The organism is Bacillus sp. V2I10, assembly GCF_030817055.1.
Taxonomy (GTDB): domain Bacteria; phylum Bacillota; class Bacilli; order Bacillales; family Bacillaceae; genus Bacillus_P.
Map to the genome: position 1 here is coordinate 817527 of NZ_JAUSYV010000001.1, position 15033 is coordinate 832559.

Below are 15033 nucleotides of genomic sequence, written 5' to 3' on the forward strand. Positions count from 1 at the left end.
GCAGGAGCTGATTCCATGTTACTAAAAGCCGTTCTGGCCCTGACTCTGCCTTTTATTATTTTGACTTTGTTTGCCAGAGTCTCATATAACCACTACGTTGCGACTGTCCTGACAATTGCTCTTTTAGCTGCAGCTTATTCGAAAGGGTATATGGAATCATGGATTATCATAGTTCTAGATGTGATATCTGTTACCGCAGGATTTTTGTATGCTGCGAAAATGGCAAGGCGCACAAGAAGCGAAAAAACGAATTAAGGTTTGAACCTGTTCCCTTTGGGAGCGGGTTTTTTTTACACCAGAATGTATAGAGTTTCCAGCATTTATGACTGGCTCCATCGCCCAACTCCTCGGTCAGAACAAATCCGAGAAAAAAAGTCAAAGCTTTACGATCCTTATCTGAGGCTGTATCCCGGCCAACGCAGTTGTTCACATTTATACGGGATTATTTTGGAAAGTCTCGGAATTAATCCGCGAAGTCTCGGAATTCCTTCTAAAAGTCTTGGAATAAAGCTTGAAAGTCTCGGAATCGGTTGGGAAAGTCACGCTTGTTGAAATGAGAAATAGTCTTTTTCTAAAAAAGAGCACATTCAACAGTAAGCGGGTACTAGATTGGTCGGCGTGACATTAAAAATAGCCTGCATTCTTCCCTTCTTTTATCATGACCTCGGTTGCTATCGGTTTACCAACCTCCTGAAAAAGGTATTGAAATAGATAAGTCAGGCATTTAAATAGAAAAATCCGGCGATAATGAAAGAATCAAAAACAAAATGTCGAAAGAAATATACGAACTATAGTTCGTATTTTTGGTGATTTCCCACCTGTTTATGGTAAAATATAAATACTGATTACATATGAATGGAGGTCCTCCTGTTGAGCGATCGTTTTGACTTAGTCTCGAATTATAAGCCAGAGGGCGATCAGCCCGAGGCGATAAAAAAGCTCGTCCAGGGCATTAAAGAAGGGAAGAAGCATCAGACGCTTCTTGGTGCTACAGGTACAGGGAAGACGTTTACCGTTTCAAACGTCATCCAGGAAGTAAACAAACCGACGCTGATTATTGCACATAATAAAACATTGGCAGGACAATTATACAGCGAATTCAAAGAGTTTTTTCCAAATAATGCAGTAGAATACTTCGTCAGCTATTATGATTATTATCAGCCGGAGGCCTATGTGCCGCAGACCGATACATTCATTGAAAAAGACGCAAGCATTAATGATGAAATAGATAAGCTCAGACACTCCGCAACAGCTTCATTATTTGAGCGGAAGGATGTCATTATCATCGCGAGTGTCTCGTGCATTTACGGATTGGGTTCACCTGAAGAATACCGTGAACTGGTCGTTTCTCTTCGCACCGGCATGGAGATTGAACGCAATCAGCTGCTCAGAAGACTTGTTGATGTGCAGTATGAAAGAAATGATATCGACTTTAAACGTGGGACATTCAGAGTGCGCGGGGATGTAGTGGAGATTTTCCCGGCTTCAAGAGACGAGCAGTGCATCAGGGTTGAATTTTTCGGCGATGAAATCGACCGAATCAGAGAAGTGGATGCTTTAACAGGCGAAATCAAAGGAGACCGCGAGCATGTCTCCATCTTCCCTGCGTCCCACTTTGTAACCCGCGAGGAAAAGCTGAAGGTTGCCATTACGAATATTGAGCGGGAGCTTGATGAACGGCTGAAAGAGCTTCATGAGAACGGCAAGCTGTTAGAAGCTCAGCGTCTCGAACAGCGTACCCGGTATGATCTTGAAATGATGAGGGAAATGGGCTTTTGTTCAGGAATTGAAAACTATTCAAGACATTTGACGCTTCGCCCGGCAGGATCGACTCCTTATACATTGCTTGATTTCTTCCCTGAGGATTTCATGATCGTTGTGGATGAGTCCCACGTTACCATTCCTCAGATCAGAGGGATGTTTAACGGTGACCAGGCAAGAAAGCAGGTTCTCGTTGACCACGGGTTCCGCCTGCCTTCAGCGAAAGATAACCGTCCGCTTCAATTTGACGAATTTGAAAAGCATATCAATAACATCATGTTTGTATCGGCTACTCCTGGCCCATATGAGCTTGACCATACACCAGAAATGGTTCAGCAGATCATTCGCCCGACAGGACTTCTTGACCCTACCATTGATGTGAGACCGATTCAGGGTCAGATCGATGACCTGATCGGGGAAATTCAGGCAAGGACAGAACGCAATGAACGTGTCCTTATCACAACATTAACGAAGAAAATGTCTGAGGATCTGACGGATTATCTGAAGGACATAGGCATTAAAGTTAACTACCTGCATTCTGAAATCAAAACACTTGAGCGGATTGAAATCATCCGTGAGCTGCGGCTTGGCAAGTATGACGTTCTAGTCGGAATCAACCTTTTAAGAGAAGGTCTTGATATTCCTGAGGTGTCCTTAGTAGCTATCTTGGATGCAGACAAGGAAGGGTTCCTGAGATCTGAGAGATCGCTGATCCAGACTATTGGACGTGCGGCAAGAAACTCAAATGGACACGTTATTATGTATGCCGACAAAATGACCAAATCAATGGAAATTGCATTGAATGAAACGAAACGCCGCCGTGAAACGCAGGAGGCTTTTAATAAAAAGCATGGCATTGAGCCAAAAACGATACAGAAAAAAATTCGCGAGGGTATACGGGCTACGATTGCACCGGAGGACGGGGAAGAATTCGATGCACAAGTTCCAAAGCTCGGCAAGCTGACCAAGAAAGAGCGCGAAAAGGTGATCGGACAAATGGAAGCAGAGATGAAAGAGGCTGCAAAAGGCTTGAACTTCGAGCGTGCAGCTGAGCTTCGCGATCTTATTTTAGAGCTAAAAGCGGAAGGATGAAACTAGAATGGCTATTGATAAAATTATTGTGAAAGGTGCGCGGGCTCACAATTTAAAAAATATAGATGTGACGATTCCGCGGGATAAGCTTGTTGTTCTGACTGGCTTATCCGGTTCAGGAAAATCGTCGCTTGCGTTTGATACGATTTATGCAGAAGGCCAGCGCAGATATGTTGAATCCCTTTCTGCTTATGCCCGGCAGTTTCTTGGTCAAATGGATAAGCCGGACGTTGATTCAATTGAAGGACTTTCACCTGCGATTTCTATAGATCAGAAAACAACGAGCCGAAATCCTCGTTCAACGGTTGGGACCGTGACAGAAATCTATGACTACCTGAGACTTCTTTTTGCTCGTGTCGGCAGACCGACCTGCCCGAATCATGACATTGAAATCTCATCACAGACGATTGAGCAAATGGTCGACCGGATTTTAGAGTATCCTGAGCGGACAAAGCTTCAGGTGCTAGCACCGATTGTCTCCGGCCGAAAAGGAACACATGCAAAGGTGTTTGAAGATATCAAAAAGCAAGGTTATGTTAGGGTTCGCGTAAACGGGGAAATGATGGAGATCGGTGATGAGATCACTCTTGAGAAAAACAAGAAGCACAGCATTGAGGTTGTGATTGACCGTATCGTTATCAAAGAAGGAATCGCGGCGCGCCTTGCAGATTCCCTTGAAGCTGCACTTGGCCTTGGCGAAGGCAGAGTCATGATCGATGTGATCGGAGTAGAAGAGCTTCTTTTCAGTGAGCATCACGCTTGTCCGCTTTGCGGATTTTCAATCGGCGAGCTGGAACCGAGAATGTTTTCCTTCAACAGTCCGTTTGGCGCATGTAATGAGTGTGACGGCCTTGGAACAAAGCTTGAAGTCGATGTAGACTTAGTACTTCCAAACAAGGATTTATCATTAAAGCAGCATGCTCTGGCACCATGGGAGCCGACGAGCTCTCAATATTATCCTCAGCTGCTTGAGGCTGTGTGTAATCATTACGGCATCCCGATGGATGTTCCAGTAAAAGAAATCCCATCCCACTTGCTGGACAAGATTTTATACGGCAGCGGAAACGATGAAATTTACTTCCGCTATGAAAATGACTTCGGCCAGGTGCGTGAAAATTATATTCTGTTTGAAGGTGTCATTCGCAATGTAGAGCGCCGCTTTAAGGAAACAAGCTCAGACTACATCCGCGAGCAGATGGAAAAATACATGGCTCAGCAGGCATGCCCTAAGTGTAAAGGCCATCGTTTAAAAAAGGAAAGCCTGTCTGTGCTTGTTGATGGCAATCACATTGGAAATGTCACTTCATTATCTGTTCATGAAGCAATCGATTTCTTTGAAAAGGTCAACCTGACAGAAAAAGAAATGCAGATTGCAAGACTGATTTTAAGAGAGCTTGAAGAGAGACTTGGCTTTTTAAACAATGTCGGTCTTGATTACCTGTCTTTGAGCCGTGCTGCAGGAACACTCTCAGGCGGAGAGGCTCAGCGAATCAGGCTTGCTACTCAGATTGGTTCAAGATTAACAGGTGTTCTGTATATACTTGACGAGCCTTCTATCGGGCTTCATCAGCGTGACAATGACAGGCTGATTCAAACGCTTCAAAGCATGAGGGATATCGGAAATACTCTGATCGTAGTTGAACATGATGAAGACACGATGCTTGCTGCGGATTATTTAATTGATATTGGTCCCGGTGCAGGGGTTCACGGAGGAGAGATTATTTCTGAAGGAACACCTGAATACGTGATGAATGATAAGAATTCATTAACCGGACAATACTTATCAGGCAAAAAATTCATTCCGCTGCCGGTTGAACGCCGGAAGCCGGACGGCCGTTTCATCGAAATAAAGGGCGCAAGCGAAAATAACCTGAAAAACGTTTCAACGAAGTTTCCGCTTGGCACATTTGTGGCCGTTACAGGCGTATCGGGATCTGGTAAAAGTACGCTTGTAAACGAAATCCTTCATAAATCTCTTGCTCAGAAGCTGAACAAAGCAAAAACGAAGCCTGGCGAGCACAAAGAAATTAAAGGAATTGAAGAGCTTGATAAGGTGATCGATATCGATCAATCGCCGATCGGACGGACACCCCGCTCCAACCCTGCGACCTATACAGGTGTTTTTGATGACATTCGGGACGTCTTTGCCACAACAAATGAAGCGAAGGTGCGCGGCTATAAGAAAGGCCGTTTTAGCTTTAACGTAAAAGGCGGACGCTGCGAGGCATGCCGCGGTGATGGAATCATCAAGATTGAAATGCATTTCCTTCCTGACGTCTATGTGCCATGCGAGGTTTGCCATGGAAAACGGTATAACCGCGAAACGCTTGAAGTGAAATACAAAAACAAAAACATTGCTGACATTTTAGAAATGACCGTTGAAGATGCAGTGGCATTCTTTGAAAATATTCCAAAAATCAGACGAAAGCTCCAAACCATTTATGATGTAGGCCTCGGCTACATTACACTTGGTCAGCCTGCAACAACGCTGTCCGGAGGAGAAGCGCAGCGTGTGAAGCTTGCTTCTGAGCTGCATCGCCGTTCAACAGGACGTTCCCTTTACATTCTGGATGAACCGACAACCGGTTTGCATGTAGACGACATTGCCAGACTGCTGAAAGTGCTTCAGCGTCTCGTCGAGAATGGAGATACTGTTTTAGTGATTGAGCATAATCTTGATGTCATTAAAGCAGCAGATTATCTAATCGATCTCGGACCGGAAGGCGGGGATCACGGCGGGCAAATCGTTGCAACTGGAACTCCGGAACAAGTAGCTAAGGTAGAAGGTTCTTATACAGGGAAGTATTTAAAGCCTATCTTAACAAGAGACCGAGACCGGATGAAAAAGGCCATCAAAGAAAAAGAAGCTGTAGCTAAAGCATAAATGAGGGACCCTTAACACATTCAGTTAAGGGTCTTTTTGCGGTAAACGCTTTTTTGTTTTAAATCTTTGATTTATGGGGGATTCATTTATTTTTATTGATTAATTGAAAATCATGTGGATAATTCCTGAAATCGGTTGATATCCGAACTCCGCACAGAAATTTAATGAAACTTATCTCTTACTCAATCGTATACTTGTTATAAGGAGTTGAAATAAAGTGAATACAAATAAATTGCTCTCATCTTTATGCTATTTCAGTATTTTTTTCGCGCCGTTTTTATTTCCGATTATCGTCTACTTTATCTCTGATGAACGTGAAGTGAAGCAGCATGCGAAAAAATCATTGCTGTCACATATTATTCCAATCGTAACGATTATTGCACCGTTCTTCATGATTTTATTTGCAGAAATGTCTGGTTCACCAGAAGCTTTTGCATTTGGAGTTGTCATTTTTGGCTTTATCCTGGTTGGAATCGTGAATCTTGTTGTATTTATTTATAACATTGTGCAGGGTATTAAAATTTTAAAAACTGTTTAATCACAAAGGCTTTGGGTTCTTGCTCAAGGCTTTTCTTTTCAAATACATACTCAAGTACTGGGGGATGGAAAAAGTGAAGGACCAAAGAAAACGCATTTTGGATTTAGTTGAACAGGGAAAGCTGTCGGCAAGTGAAGCATTGACACTCATTGAAAAGCTGGAAGAGGAATACAGTCATAAAGAAAGCGAAATGATAACGTCGTTGTCTGCAGATGTTTTTTCAAAAGATCCTTTTGTTGAAAAAGAGAAATCCTCTCAATCGTCTCTTTCTGCAAAGCTTGTGACTTTTATTGATACAGCAGTGAAGAAGGTAAAGGAGCTTGATCTTGATTTAAACTTTGGCGGTTCTCTCAATGTTCAGCACATTTATCAGTTCAAGGATGCTGAGATCCGGGATTTTGATATTCAATTAATCAACGGAAGTGTGAATCTGCAGGCATGGACACAAAACGATGTTCGCGTTGAATGTGATGCAAAAGTATTCCGTGCGGAGAATCAGGAGCTTGCAAGAGAAACCTTTATGCAAAATGTTGATTGCTCAGTGGACGGTTCGAAGTTCCGTTTTTACACTGAAAAGAAAACAGTAAAAATCAATATGACCCTATATGTTCCAGAAAAGCAGTATGAGCTTGTTAAAATTAAGCTGTTTAATGGGCCAATTAGAGGGGAAGATTTAAACGTAAGGGATTTTAATGCGAAAACGGCAAATGGTGTTATTTCTGTCCTGAATTTCAAGGGTGAAAAAATAGAAGCTGAAACAGCAAATGGTCAAATCCGCCTGTCAAACATCGAGGCAGCCCATACTGAAGCGGAAACAATAAATGGTCTCATCCAATTAAACGGGAAAAGCGAGAGAATTGATGTTCAAAGCTTTAATGGAAATATCGTCGTTAAGCTTGAGGACGTTGGATGTCACACTCTGTATGCGAAAACGGCCACTGGAAACGTGGACGTTTATGTTCCGGAAAACGTGAAAATCAATGGTGAACTTAAATCAAATTTAGGTTCAGTAGCTGCTGATATAAAAGATCTTGATGTGCTTTTTGAGAAGAATGAGACGATTCAAAAGGAGCTGAGGGTCAAATCAAATACAGCAGGTGAACAAACGATGTCTGTTTTTGCAGATTCTAAAACAGGCTCCATTCTATTAAAAGAGAGGTAATTCAACATGAAAAAGAAATTATATAGATCCAGATCTAAAAAAATGGTTGGCGGTGTCATTGGAGGATTGGCCGATTACTTAAGCATGGACGTAACATTGCTCCGGATTTTATTTGTGATTTTGCTGCTCACCACTGCCTTTTTCCCATTCGGTCTTATCTACTTGATTACGATCTTCATCGTGCCGAATGAGGGAGATGTCATTAAGCATGATTAGATGGGCAATCAGTATTTTGGTCAATGCCCTCATACTGATTGTTGTATCAGGGTACTTTGAATCGTTTTACATCAGCGGTGTAGGAGCCGCCATTCTTGCAAGCTTGCTTATATCTGTTTTAAATGTTTTAGTGAAGCCTTTTCTTATCCTGCTGACATTGCCGGTCACGGTGGTAACGCTTGGACTTTTCCTGTTTGTCATCAATGCGATTACTCTGATGATCGCGCAGGGGATTATGGGAGACTCCTTCAACATTGATGGTTTTGGCACAGCGATCTTAGCTTCTATTGTGATTTCGCTGCTTCATTTGCTGATTCAAAAAGGCGTCATAGAACCGCTTAGAGAAAGTAAAAAGAAATAGAAAAAAGGCCGGATCACATGGATCCTGCCTTTTTTGTTAATACCAGAATTAATATAGTTGCAAGCATCCTTGGTCTAGCTCGGACCGCCTAGATCCTCGGTGTGAACAAGGCGCTTGCGCATTTGGGTACCTGGAATAGGTTTTTCCGAAACGAGTACCCCAATTTCCTGTTTTTTCTTTCTAAAATTCTCTTTCCTGCTGTACATCCTTCTTCAGCAAATCACGGATTTCCGTCAGCAGCTTCTCTTCATTTGTTAATGTAGGCACTGGCTTTTGCTCGTCTTTTCGTTTAAACCGTTCAAAGAATCGAATGAATAAAAACACGGAAAAAGCAATGATAAAGAAATCGAGAACGGTCTGCAGAAATACTCCGTATTTTAAAGGAGCATCTCCAAATGTATACTGGAGCTCCGAAAGATTTACTCCTCCGAGCAGGATTCCGATCAACGGCATCACAATGTCATTCACAAGAGAAGTGACTATCTTGCCAAACGCTGCACCGATGATGACCCCGACTGCAAGATCAATAACGTTGCCTTTAATGGCAAACTTTTTAAATTCTTTCAGCATATGTACGTCTCCTTGTTTTGGTTTCAATATCTAGTATAGACCAATGATCATAAATGTAAATCGTGAACATAAGGACACGCTATATGGGTACGCTAAAAAATGGGTGAAGGTTATGAAAAAAACTTTTATTGCGGCAGTCCTGCTGCTTTGTCTATTTACAACTCCTGCGTACGCAAAATTTTCATTTGAAGATGGAGATGCGACGATTGTCTGGCTATCAGATACTCAATATTATGCAAAAAACTATCCGGAAATCATGATTAAACAAATACAGTGGATTATTGAAAACCGGGACAAATATAACATTCAATATGTTTTTCATACAGGCGATCTTGTGGATCAGCCTAATGATGATGTGCAATGGGAAAGAACCGATCAAATACTGAAAATGCTTGATATGACGAGGATTCCATATGGTGTTTTGGCAGGGAACCATGATTTGGTTCATAAAGAACAGCCTTATAAGGTGTTTACAGATCATTTCGGCTATCATCGGTTTATTCGGCAGCCTTTTTACGGCGGCTCTTTTGAAAATAACCGAGGCCACTATGATCTTCTGACGATCAACAATCAGCCATATATCATGATATATATGAGCTGGGATGTAAACAGCAGTGCGCTTAAGTGGATGAATAAGGTACTGAAGGATTACCGGAATCACACGGCGATTTTAGCTTTTCATGATTATTTGAACTATAAAAATGAGAGAAGTCCTGCAGGAGAAGAACTTTTTCAGAAAGTCGTATTGAAAAATCCAAACGTGAAACTGGTTTTATCCGGTCACTATTACGGAACGGGTTTTTTAGAAACCCGCATCTCTGAGGAGCAAAGAGTTTTTCAGATGCTTGCGAATTATCAGGCTGAAAAGCATGGGGGCAACGGCTTTATGCGTCTTCTGTTTTTTAAAGCAGGTCAAAAGGAAATTCAGGTTGATACTTATTCGCCATACTTGAATAAATTCAGGTCTAAGAAGCATCTGCCAAAGGAGAGGTTTCTTTTAAAATTAAAAGAGTAGAGACAGTTGTAAGATGCAGACTGTCTCTACTCTTTTATTCGTAAAGGACGATGACATTGTAGCCTTTATTTTTTAATTCATTGGCCAGGGCTACGGCATTTTCTTTTTCTGCAAAAGCCCCGACTTGTACTTTGTACAATTTTCCCGGTTCAGGAGCTGGCTTTTTCTTAAGCTTATAAAAAGCAGCAAGTGCTTCAGTAATTGCCTGTGCACAAGTTTTGCGGTAAGCTGCTGATTTTAAAGCCTGCGCTTCTTCTTGATTTGTCATAAAGCCGCACTCAATTAAAATAGCCGTCATTTTTGTTTCCCGCAAGACATGGAAGTTGGCAAGCTTAACTCCCCGGTCCTCCCGTTTTGTTTTTTCAATCAGCTTTTTTTGAACCGCTTCTGCAAGGGCAATGGATTCTTGGGGTTTTGAGTCGTGAGCATATGTTTCGATGCCCTTGACATTATTCCAAGCCGTGCCGTTTCCAAATGCGTTGGCATGAATGGATACAAACACATCTGCATTTGCGGCATTGGCCTTATCCGTTCTCTCTTTCAGCGGAACATCACGTGTGTCTGAATGAGTAAAAAGGATTGTAATGTTTTCATATCCAGCGAGAAGGTCCCTCATTTCGTTTGCTACAGCACGATTAAATTCATATTCTCTCATTCCGTCTACCGTTCTTTTCCCGGGTGTTGTGTAACCATGTCCGGCGTCAATTGCAATCTTCACGTACAGTCCTCCTATTAAATGGTCTTTACCCTACTAATATATTGCTGTATGTGCGATAGAGTAGCGGTGATTGTCCTATGTTTTTAAAAAAATAGGGAAGAAAGATTAAAATTGATGAGAAAGGATTCCCGTTTCCGTTTAAAAGGTAAAAGTGCTAAAATAAGAGAGGATTTTATTGGTACCCCTTTAATAAGAAAAGCGGAAGCGCCCGTTAGCTCAGACAGACAGATAAGGATCCGCCAGAAAAGGCGCTTTTTGCCTTTACTGGCCGAGGAGCTGGGCGATGGAGCTAGACATCGTAGCGCAAAATTATATACTTTCTTAAAGCTTGAAAAAGGAGGAGCAGAAGTATGGCAAAAGTTCGAACGAAAGATTTAATTGAAAAATTCCATTTAGAGCTGATCAGCGGGGAAGAAGGAATTAATCGTCCCATCACAACAAGCGATTTGTCCCGCCCGGGGCTTGAAATGGCTGGCTTTTTTACATATTACCCGAAAGAACGCGTGCAAATACTCGGAAAAACAGAGCTGACGTTTTTTCAAAAACTGACAGATGAGGAAAAGAGAAACCGGATGGATCAGCTATGTACAGATTCAACACCGGCCATTATCGTTTCACGCGAAATGGAGATCCCGCAGGAGTTAACAGACGCTTCAGAAGAAAAGTCAGTTCCGCTGCTTCGTTCACCTTTAAAAACAACCCGTCTATCAAGTCATCTGACGAACTTTTTAGAAGGAAAGCTTGCTCCCACTACTGCAGTTCACGGCGTACTAGTAGACGTTTACGGCGTAGGAGTGCTGATTGTCGGGAAAAGCGGAGTCGGTAAAAGTGAAACGGCTCTTGAACTTGTAAAGCGCGGCCATCGTTTAGTTGCAGATGACTGTGTCGAGATCCGCCAGGAGGATCAGGATACATTGATCGGAAATGCACCAGACTTAATTGAGCATCTTTTAGAAATCCGTGGACTTGGCATCATAAATGTGATGACGTTATTTGGAGCAGGCGCAGTCCGCAGCTATAAACGGATTACCCTCATTATTGATCTTGAAATCTGGGATCCTAAGAAGCAATATGACAGATTGGGCCTTGATGAAGAGAAAATGAAAATTATCGACACAGATGTTCCTAAATTAACCGTTCCCGTCCGCCCTGGACGAAACTTAGCGGTCATCATTGAAGTGGCGGCTATGAACTTCAGATTAAAACGCATGGGTCTGAATGCAGCTGAGCAATTTACAAATAAATTAACAGATGTCATAACAGATACTGAGCATGACGACGCATAATCATCGTTAAGGGGGAATAGAGACAATGGAGGAAAATTTTACGCCTATCGATCCGATTTTTCTTGAGCTTGGACCCATTCAGGTGCATTGGTATGGCTTGATTATCGGGATAGGAGCTTTGCTTGGTCTTTGGCTTGCTGTCCGTGAAAGTGAGCGGAGAGGTCTTCATAAAGATACGTTTGTAGATTTAGTGCTGTTTGCCATTCCAATCGCGATTATTTGTGCGCGTATTTATTATGTGATTTTTCAGTGGGATTATTACTCTCAAAACCCGGGGGACATTGTGAAGATCTGGAACGGAGGCCTGGCTATTCATGGCGGTTTAATTGGGGCATTTGTAACAGGCTATATCTTTGCAAAGGTGAAAGGGATCTCTTTTTGGAAGCTTGCTGATATTGGAGCTCCGAGCATAATCCTTGGGCAGGCAATCGGCCGCTGGGGAAACTTTATTAACCAAGAAGCTCATGGCGGCGAGGTAACCCGTCAATTTTTAGAAGGATTGTTTCTGCCTGAGTTCATCATCAATCAAATGTACATTAATGGTGCTTACTATCACCCGACGTTTTTATATGAATCTCTGTGGAGCCTTGTAGGCTTTGCCGGACTTATGCTTCTCAGAAAAGCCAATTTGCGCAGAGGAGAGCTTTTCCTCACCTACATCATCTGGTATTCAGTCGGACGCTTTTTCATTGAAGGTATGCGTACCGATAGCTTGATGCTGACGGAATCGCTGCGGGTTGCACAAGTTATTTCTCTAGTATTAATTGCGATTGCGGTTGCAGTATTAATTATCAGGAGAGTCAAAGGATATTCAAATGAAAGATACTTAGAATCAGCCGAGTAAGGGGATGTTTCTGATTAATAGTTTAAAAAAAGGACTTCAGGCAGGGCTTCAAACAACTTGGACGCTTGGCAAGGTTATTTTTCCGGTTACCTTGATTGTGAGTCTTCTTCAGCACACACCGGTACTCCCGTGGCTGATCAAGCTTATTCAGCCGGTCATGGGAATTTTCGGTTTATCAGGTGAAGCAGCCATTCCGCTGGTACTTGGGAACATGCTGAACTTGTATGCCGGGATAGCAGCAATCCTGACGCTTGATCTATCTGTTAAGGAAGTGTTTATTTTAGCGGTTATGCTATCGTTCTCACATAACTTGATTATTGAATCAACGGTTGCTGCAAAGGTGGGAATCAAGCTTTGGATCATTCTTGCTGTAAGGATTGGGCTTGCGGTCAGCTCTGCTATTATGATCAATCTAGTATGGCAGGGCGGACAGGAAACGGCACAGTATGGGTTTATTCCAAAAAATACAGCCGATCCGATCGGCTATGTTGAAATTGGTTTAAGTGCTGTTCAGAAAGCAGGTCTTGGCATTGTGCAGCTCGCCTTAATTGTGATCCCGCTGATGATCATCATCCAGGTGCTTAAGGATAAAGGGTTTTTAACTGTTTTTTCAAGATGGATGGCACCTGTTACAAGGATGCTCGGAATGAATGAAAACACCTCCATGACAATGGTAGCCGGTTTAACGATAGGGCTTGCATACGGAGCTGGGGTCATGATTCAGGCAGCGGAAGAAGACGGGGTCAGCTATAAAGATTTAACGCTCGCCTTTATTTTTCTCGTCTCTTGTCATGCTGTGGTGGAGGATACCCTGATTTTCATGCCGCTTGGCATTCCGGTTCTGCCTCTGTTATTGATCAGGATTGTAACAGCGGTCGTTCTGACAATGGCAGTAGGTGCGATTTGGAGCCGGTTTGAACATACAAGAAGAAAGGAAGCAACTTATGAGAATTAATACCGTACTGTTTGATTTGGATGGAACTTTAATTAATACAAACGATTTAATCATAGAATCTTTCCTGCATACGCTGAATCTTTATTATCCGAATCAATATGGACGCGAGGACGTCCTGCCGTTTCTCGGACCTACCCTTCATGAAACGTTTGTAAAAATGGACCCGCTTCGTGTTGATGAAATGATCAGCACCTACAGGAAGTTTAATCATGATCAGCACGATCAATTGGTTACTCAATTTGAAACGGTTTATGAAACAGTTCAGGCACTGCACGAAAAGGGCTATAAGCTTGGAATTGTCACAACTAAAATACGTGATACCGTGAATATGGGTCTTAAGCTCACGGGTCTTGGCCAGTTTTTTGAAACAGTCGTGACGCTTGATGATGTTAAAAACGCAAAGCCGCATCCAGAACCGGTCCTGCTTGCTTTAGAAAAACTGAACAGTTCTCCTGAGGAAGCGATTATGGTCGGCGATAACCACCATGATATTGATTCCGGAAAAGCAGCAGGCACCAAAACGGCTGGTGTGGCTTGGACAATTAAAGGCGTGGAGTATCTAGAAGGCTTTAAACCTGACTACATGCTGAATAAGATGAGTGATTTACTGAACGTGCTTGGAGCGGAATAAGTGTGAGAAAAACAACGAGATACCCTGTTAAAGGCCCGAATTCACTTTGGCATGTTTACAAAACAGTCCCATTTTGGAAGGTCGTCCGCAACTTCATTGTCATTCAGCTGGCTCGCTACACCCCATTTCTTTTAATGAAAAATTGGATGTACCGGAATTTTCTCGGAATGAAGGTGGGGAAGCACACATCATTTGCCCTGATGGTTATGCTAGATGTGATGTTTCCTGAAAAAATTATAGTTGGCCGGAATACGGTGATTGGCTACAACACGACACTGCTTGCGCATGAATATTTGATACGCGAGTATAGACTTGGTGACATTGTCATCGGTGACGAAGTCATGATCGGTGCCAATTCCACTGTTCTGCCGGGTGTTGAAATCGGAGACGGAGCCATTGTTTCAGCTGGCACGCTCGTCCATAAAGATGTTCCGGCAGGAACCTTTGTAGGCGGAAATCCGATGAGAGTTATTTTTTCAAAGGAAGAGATGGATTTGCGGAATGAAAAAGACACCAGCTTTTAAAGCTGATGTCTTTTTTTTATTGTAGCTTGCAAATCGGTTGAAATTGAGTTGGGCATTACGGAAAAAGCAGTTTGATGAGTTAATTTATGATTTCACACGAGAAAACCTTTATATTTTTAGCAGGATTATGAGATTTTTAAAAACACTTTGAAATGCCTTATTTCTAGCGGCCTTTGGCCATTGGATCTTTGTTTCGAGCAGGATCCCAGATGACCTTACTCACAAAAAACGCCATCCAATTCACAAAAACAGACTGCCAACTCGCGAATTTTCTGTTTCAACTCTCGAAACCAATTGTTCAACTCGCAAGGCAGCCATCCGTGCGTAAAAATTCAGTATCCTGCTGATATCTAAATGATCCTGCTCGCCGGAATCCCGCTCCAAATTCTTCAAAACAGTTCTCTAACTCGCTCATAATCCATTCTAACTCTCCGAAACAGCATTCTAACTCGCCACAAGCATTTAGACCTCAGGAC

The 15033-nt window shown here is 42.6% G+C and carries 16 protein-coding genes; 14 read left to right on the forward strand and 2 right to left on the reverse strand.

Going from position 1 to position 15033, the window contains the following annotated elements:
• The first annotated feature begins 15 nt into the window (after positions 1–15).
• The 7 genes from QFZ72_RS04145 to QFZ72_RS04175 all read left to right on the forward strand — a co-directional run bounded on the left by QFZ72_RS04145 (position 16) and on the right by QFZ72_RS04175 (position 8014).
• A complete protein-coding gene (locus QFZ72_RS04145) occupies positions 16–255 on the forward strand; it encodes a CsbA family protein (RefSeq protein ID WP_307429779.1) in 240 nt (79 codons plus the stop codon).
• 615 nt (positions 256–870) lie between these two features.
• Complete coding sequence (uvrB, locus tag QFZ72_RS04150) at positions 871–2853, forward strand: excinuclease ABC subunit UvrB (protein ID WP_307429782.1); 1983 nt, start codon at positions 871–873, stop codon at positions 2851–2853.
• 7 nt (positions 2854–2860) lie between these two features.
• The gene (uvrA, locus tag QFZ72_RS04155; protein WP_307429786.1) at positions 2861–5737 is read left to right on the forward strand and encodes an excinuclease ABC subunit UvrA; all 2877 of its coding nucleotides are present in this window, start codon (positions 2861–2863) and stop codon (positions 5735–5737) included.
• A gap of 217 nt (positions 5738–5954) precedes the next feature.
• A complete protein-coding gene (locus tag QFZ72_RS04160) occupies positions 5955–6275 on the forward strand; it encodes a magnetosome magnetite crystal formation protein family (protein WP_307429789.1) in 321 nt (106 codons plus the stop codon).
• A 73-nt stretch (positions 6276–6348) separates the two neighbouring features.
• On the forward strand, positions 6349–7437 hold the full coding sequence (locus QFZ72_RS04165) for a DUF4097 family beta strand repeat-containing protein (protein ID WP_307429792.1): 1089 nt from the start codon (positions 6349–6351) through the stop codon (positions 7435–7437).
• A gap of 6 nt (positions 7438–7443) precedes the next feature.
• Complete coding sequence (locus QFZ72_RS04170) at positions 7444–7653, forward strand: PspC domain-containing protein (protein WP_307429795.1); 210 nt, start codon at positions 7444–7446, stop codon at positions 7651–7653.
• Entirely contained in the window at positions 7646–8014 is a 369-nt protein-coding gene (locus QFZ72_RS04175) for a phage holin family protein (protein ID WP_307429798.1), read from the forward strand. The genes QFZ72_RS04170 and QFZ72_RS04175 overlap by 8 nt, the downstream gene beginning before the upstream one ends.
• 180 nt (positions 8015–8194) lie before the next feature.
• Here the strand turns inward: QFZ72_RS04175 and mscL are convergent, their stop codons facing one another.
• A complete protein-coding gene (gene mscL / locus QFZ72_RS04180) occupies positions 8195–8584 on the reverse strand; it encodes a large conductance mechanosensitive channel protein MscL (RefSeq protein WP_307429801.1) in 390 nt (129 codons plus the stop codon).
• 112 nt (positions 8585–8696) lie between these two features.
• On the opposite strand from mscL, the gene QFZ72_RS04185 reads away from it, so the two are divergent.
• Positions 8697–9599 (forward strand): metallophosphoesterase, encoded by a 903-nt coding sequence (locus QFZ72_RS04185; protein WP_307429803.1) that lies wholly within the window; start codon positions 8697–8699, stop codon positions 9597–9599.
• Positions 9600–9633: 34 nt separating this feature from the next.
• Here the strand turns inward: QFZ72_RS04185 and QFZ72_RS04190 are convergent, their stop codons facing one another.
• Entirely contained in the window at positions 9634–10317 is a 684-nt protein-coding gene (locus QFZ72_RS04190) for an N-acetylmuramoyl-L-alanine amidase (RefSeq protein WP_307429806.1), read from the reverse strand.
• A gap of 111 nt (positions 10318–10428) precedes the next feature.
• On the opposite strand from QFZ72_RS04190, the gene QFZ72_RS04195 reads away from it, so the two are divergent.
• Genes QFZ72_RS04195 through QFZ72_RS04220 form a run of 6 tightly spaced genes read left to right on the forward strand, consistent with a single transcriptional unit; the run spans position 10429 to position 14557 of the window.
• Entirely contained in the window at positions 10429–10695 is a 267-nt protein-coding gene (locus QFZ72_RS04195) for a hypothetical protein (protein WP_307429809.1), read from the forward strand.
• Positions 10668–11603, forward strand: a complete 936-nt coding sequence (gene hprK / locus QFZ72_RS04200; RefSeq protein ID WP_307429812.1) for an HPr(Ser) kinase/phosphatase — start codon at positions 10668–10670, stop codon at positions 11601–11603. Before QFZ72_RS04195 ends, hprK begins: the two co-directional genes overlap by 28 nt.
• 25 nt (positions 11604–11628) lie before the next feature.
• Positions 11629–12447, forward strand: coding sequence for a prolipoprotein diacylglyceryl transferase (gene lgt / locus QFZ72_RS04205; protein ID WP_307429815.1), 819 nt, complete (start codon positions 11629–11631; stop codon positions 12445–12447).
• A 4-nt stretch (positions 12448–12451) separates the two neighbouring features.
• Positions 12452–13402 (forward strand): nucleoside recognition domain-containing protein, encoded by a 951-nt coding sequence (locus QFZ72_RS04210; protein ID WP_307429818.1) that lies wholly within the window; start codon positions 12452–12454, stop codon positions 13400–13402.
• The gene (gene ppaX / locus QFZ72_RS04215) at positions 13392–14033 is read left to right on the forward strand and encodes a pyrophosphatase PpaX (RefSeq protein WP_307429820.1); all 642 of its coding nucleotides are present in this window, start codon (positions 13392–13394) and stop codon (positions 14031–14033) included. Before QFZ72_RS04210 ends, ppaX begins: the two co-directional genes overlap by 11 nt.
• A gap of 2 nt (positions 14034–14035) precedes the next feature.
• Complete coding sequence (locus tag QFZ72_RS04220) at positions 14036–14557, forward strand: acyltransferase (protein ID WP_307429823.1); 522 nt, start codon at positions 14036–14038, stop codon at positions 14555–14557.
• Positions 14558–15033: the final 476 nt, after the last annotated feature.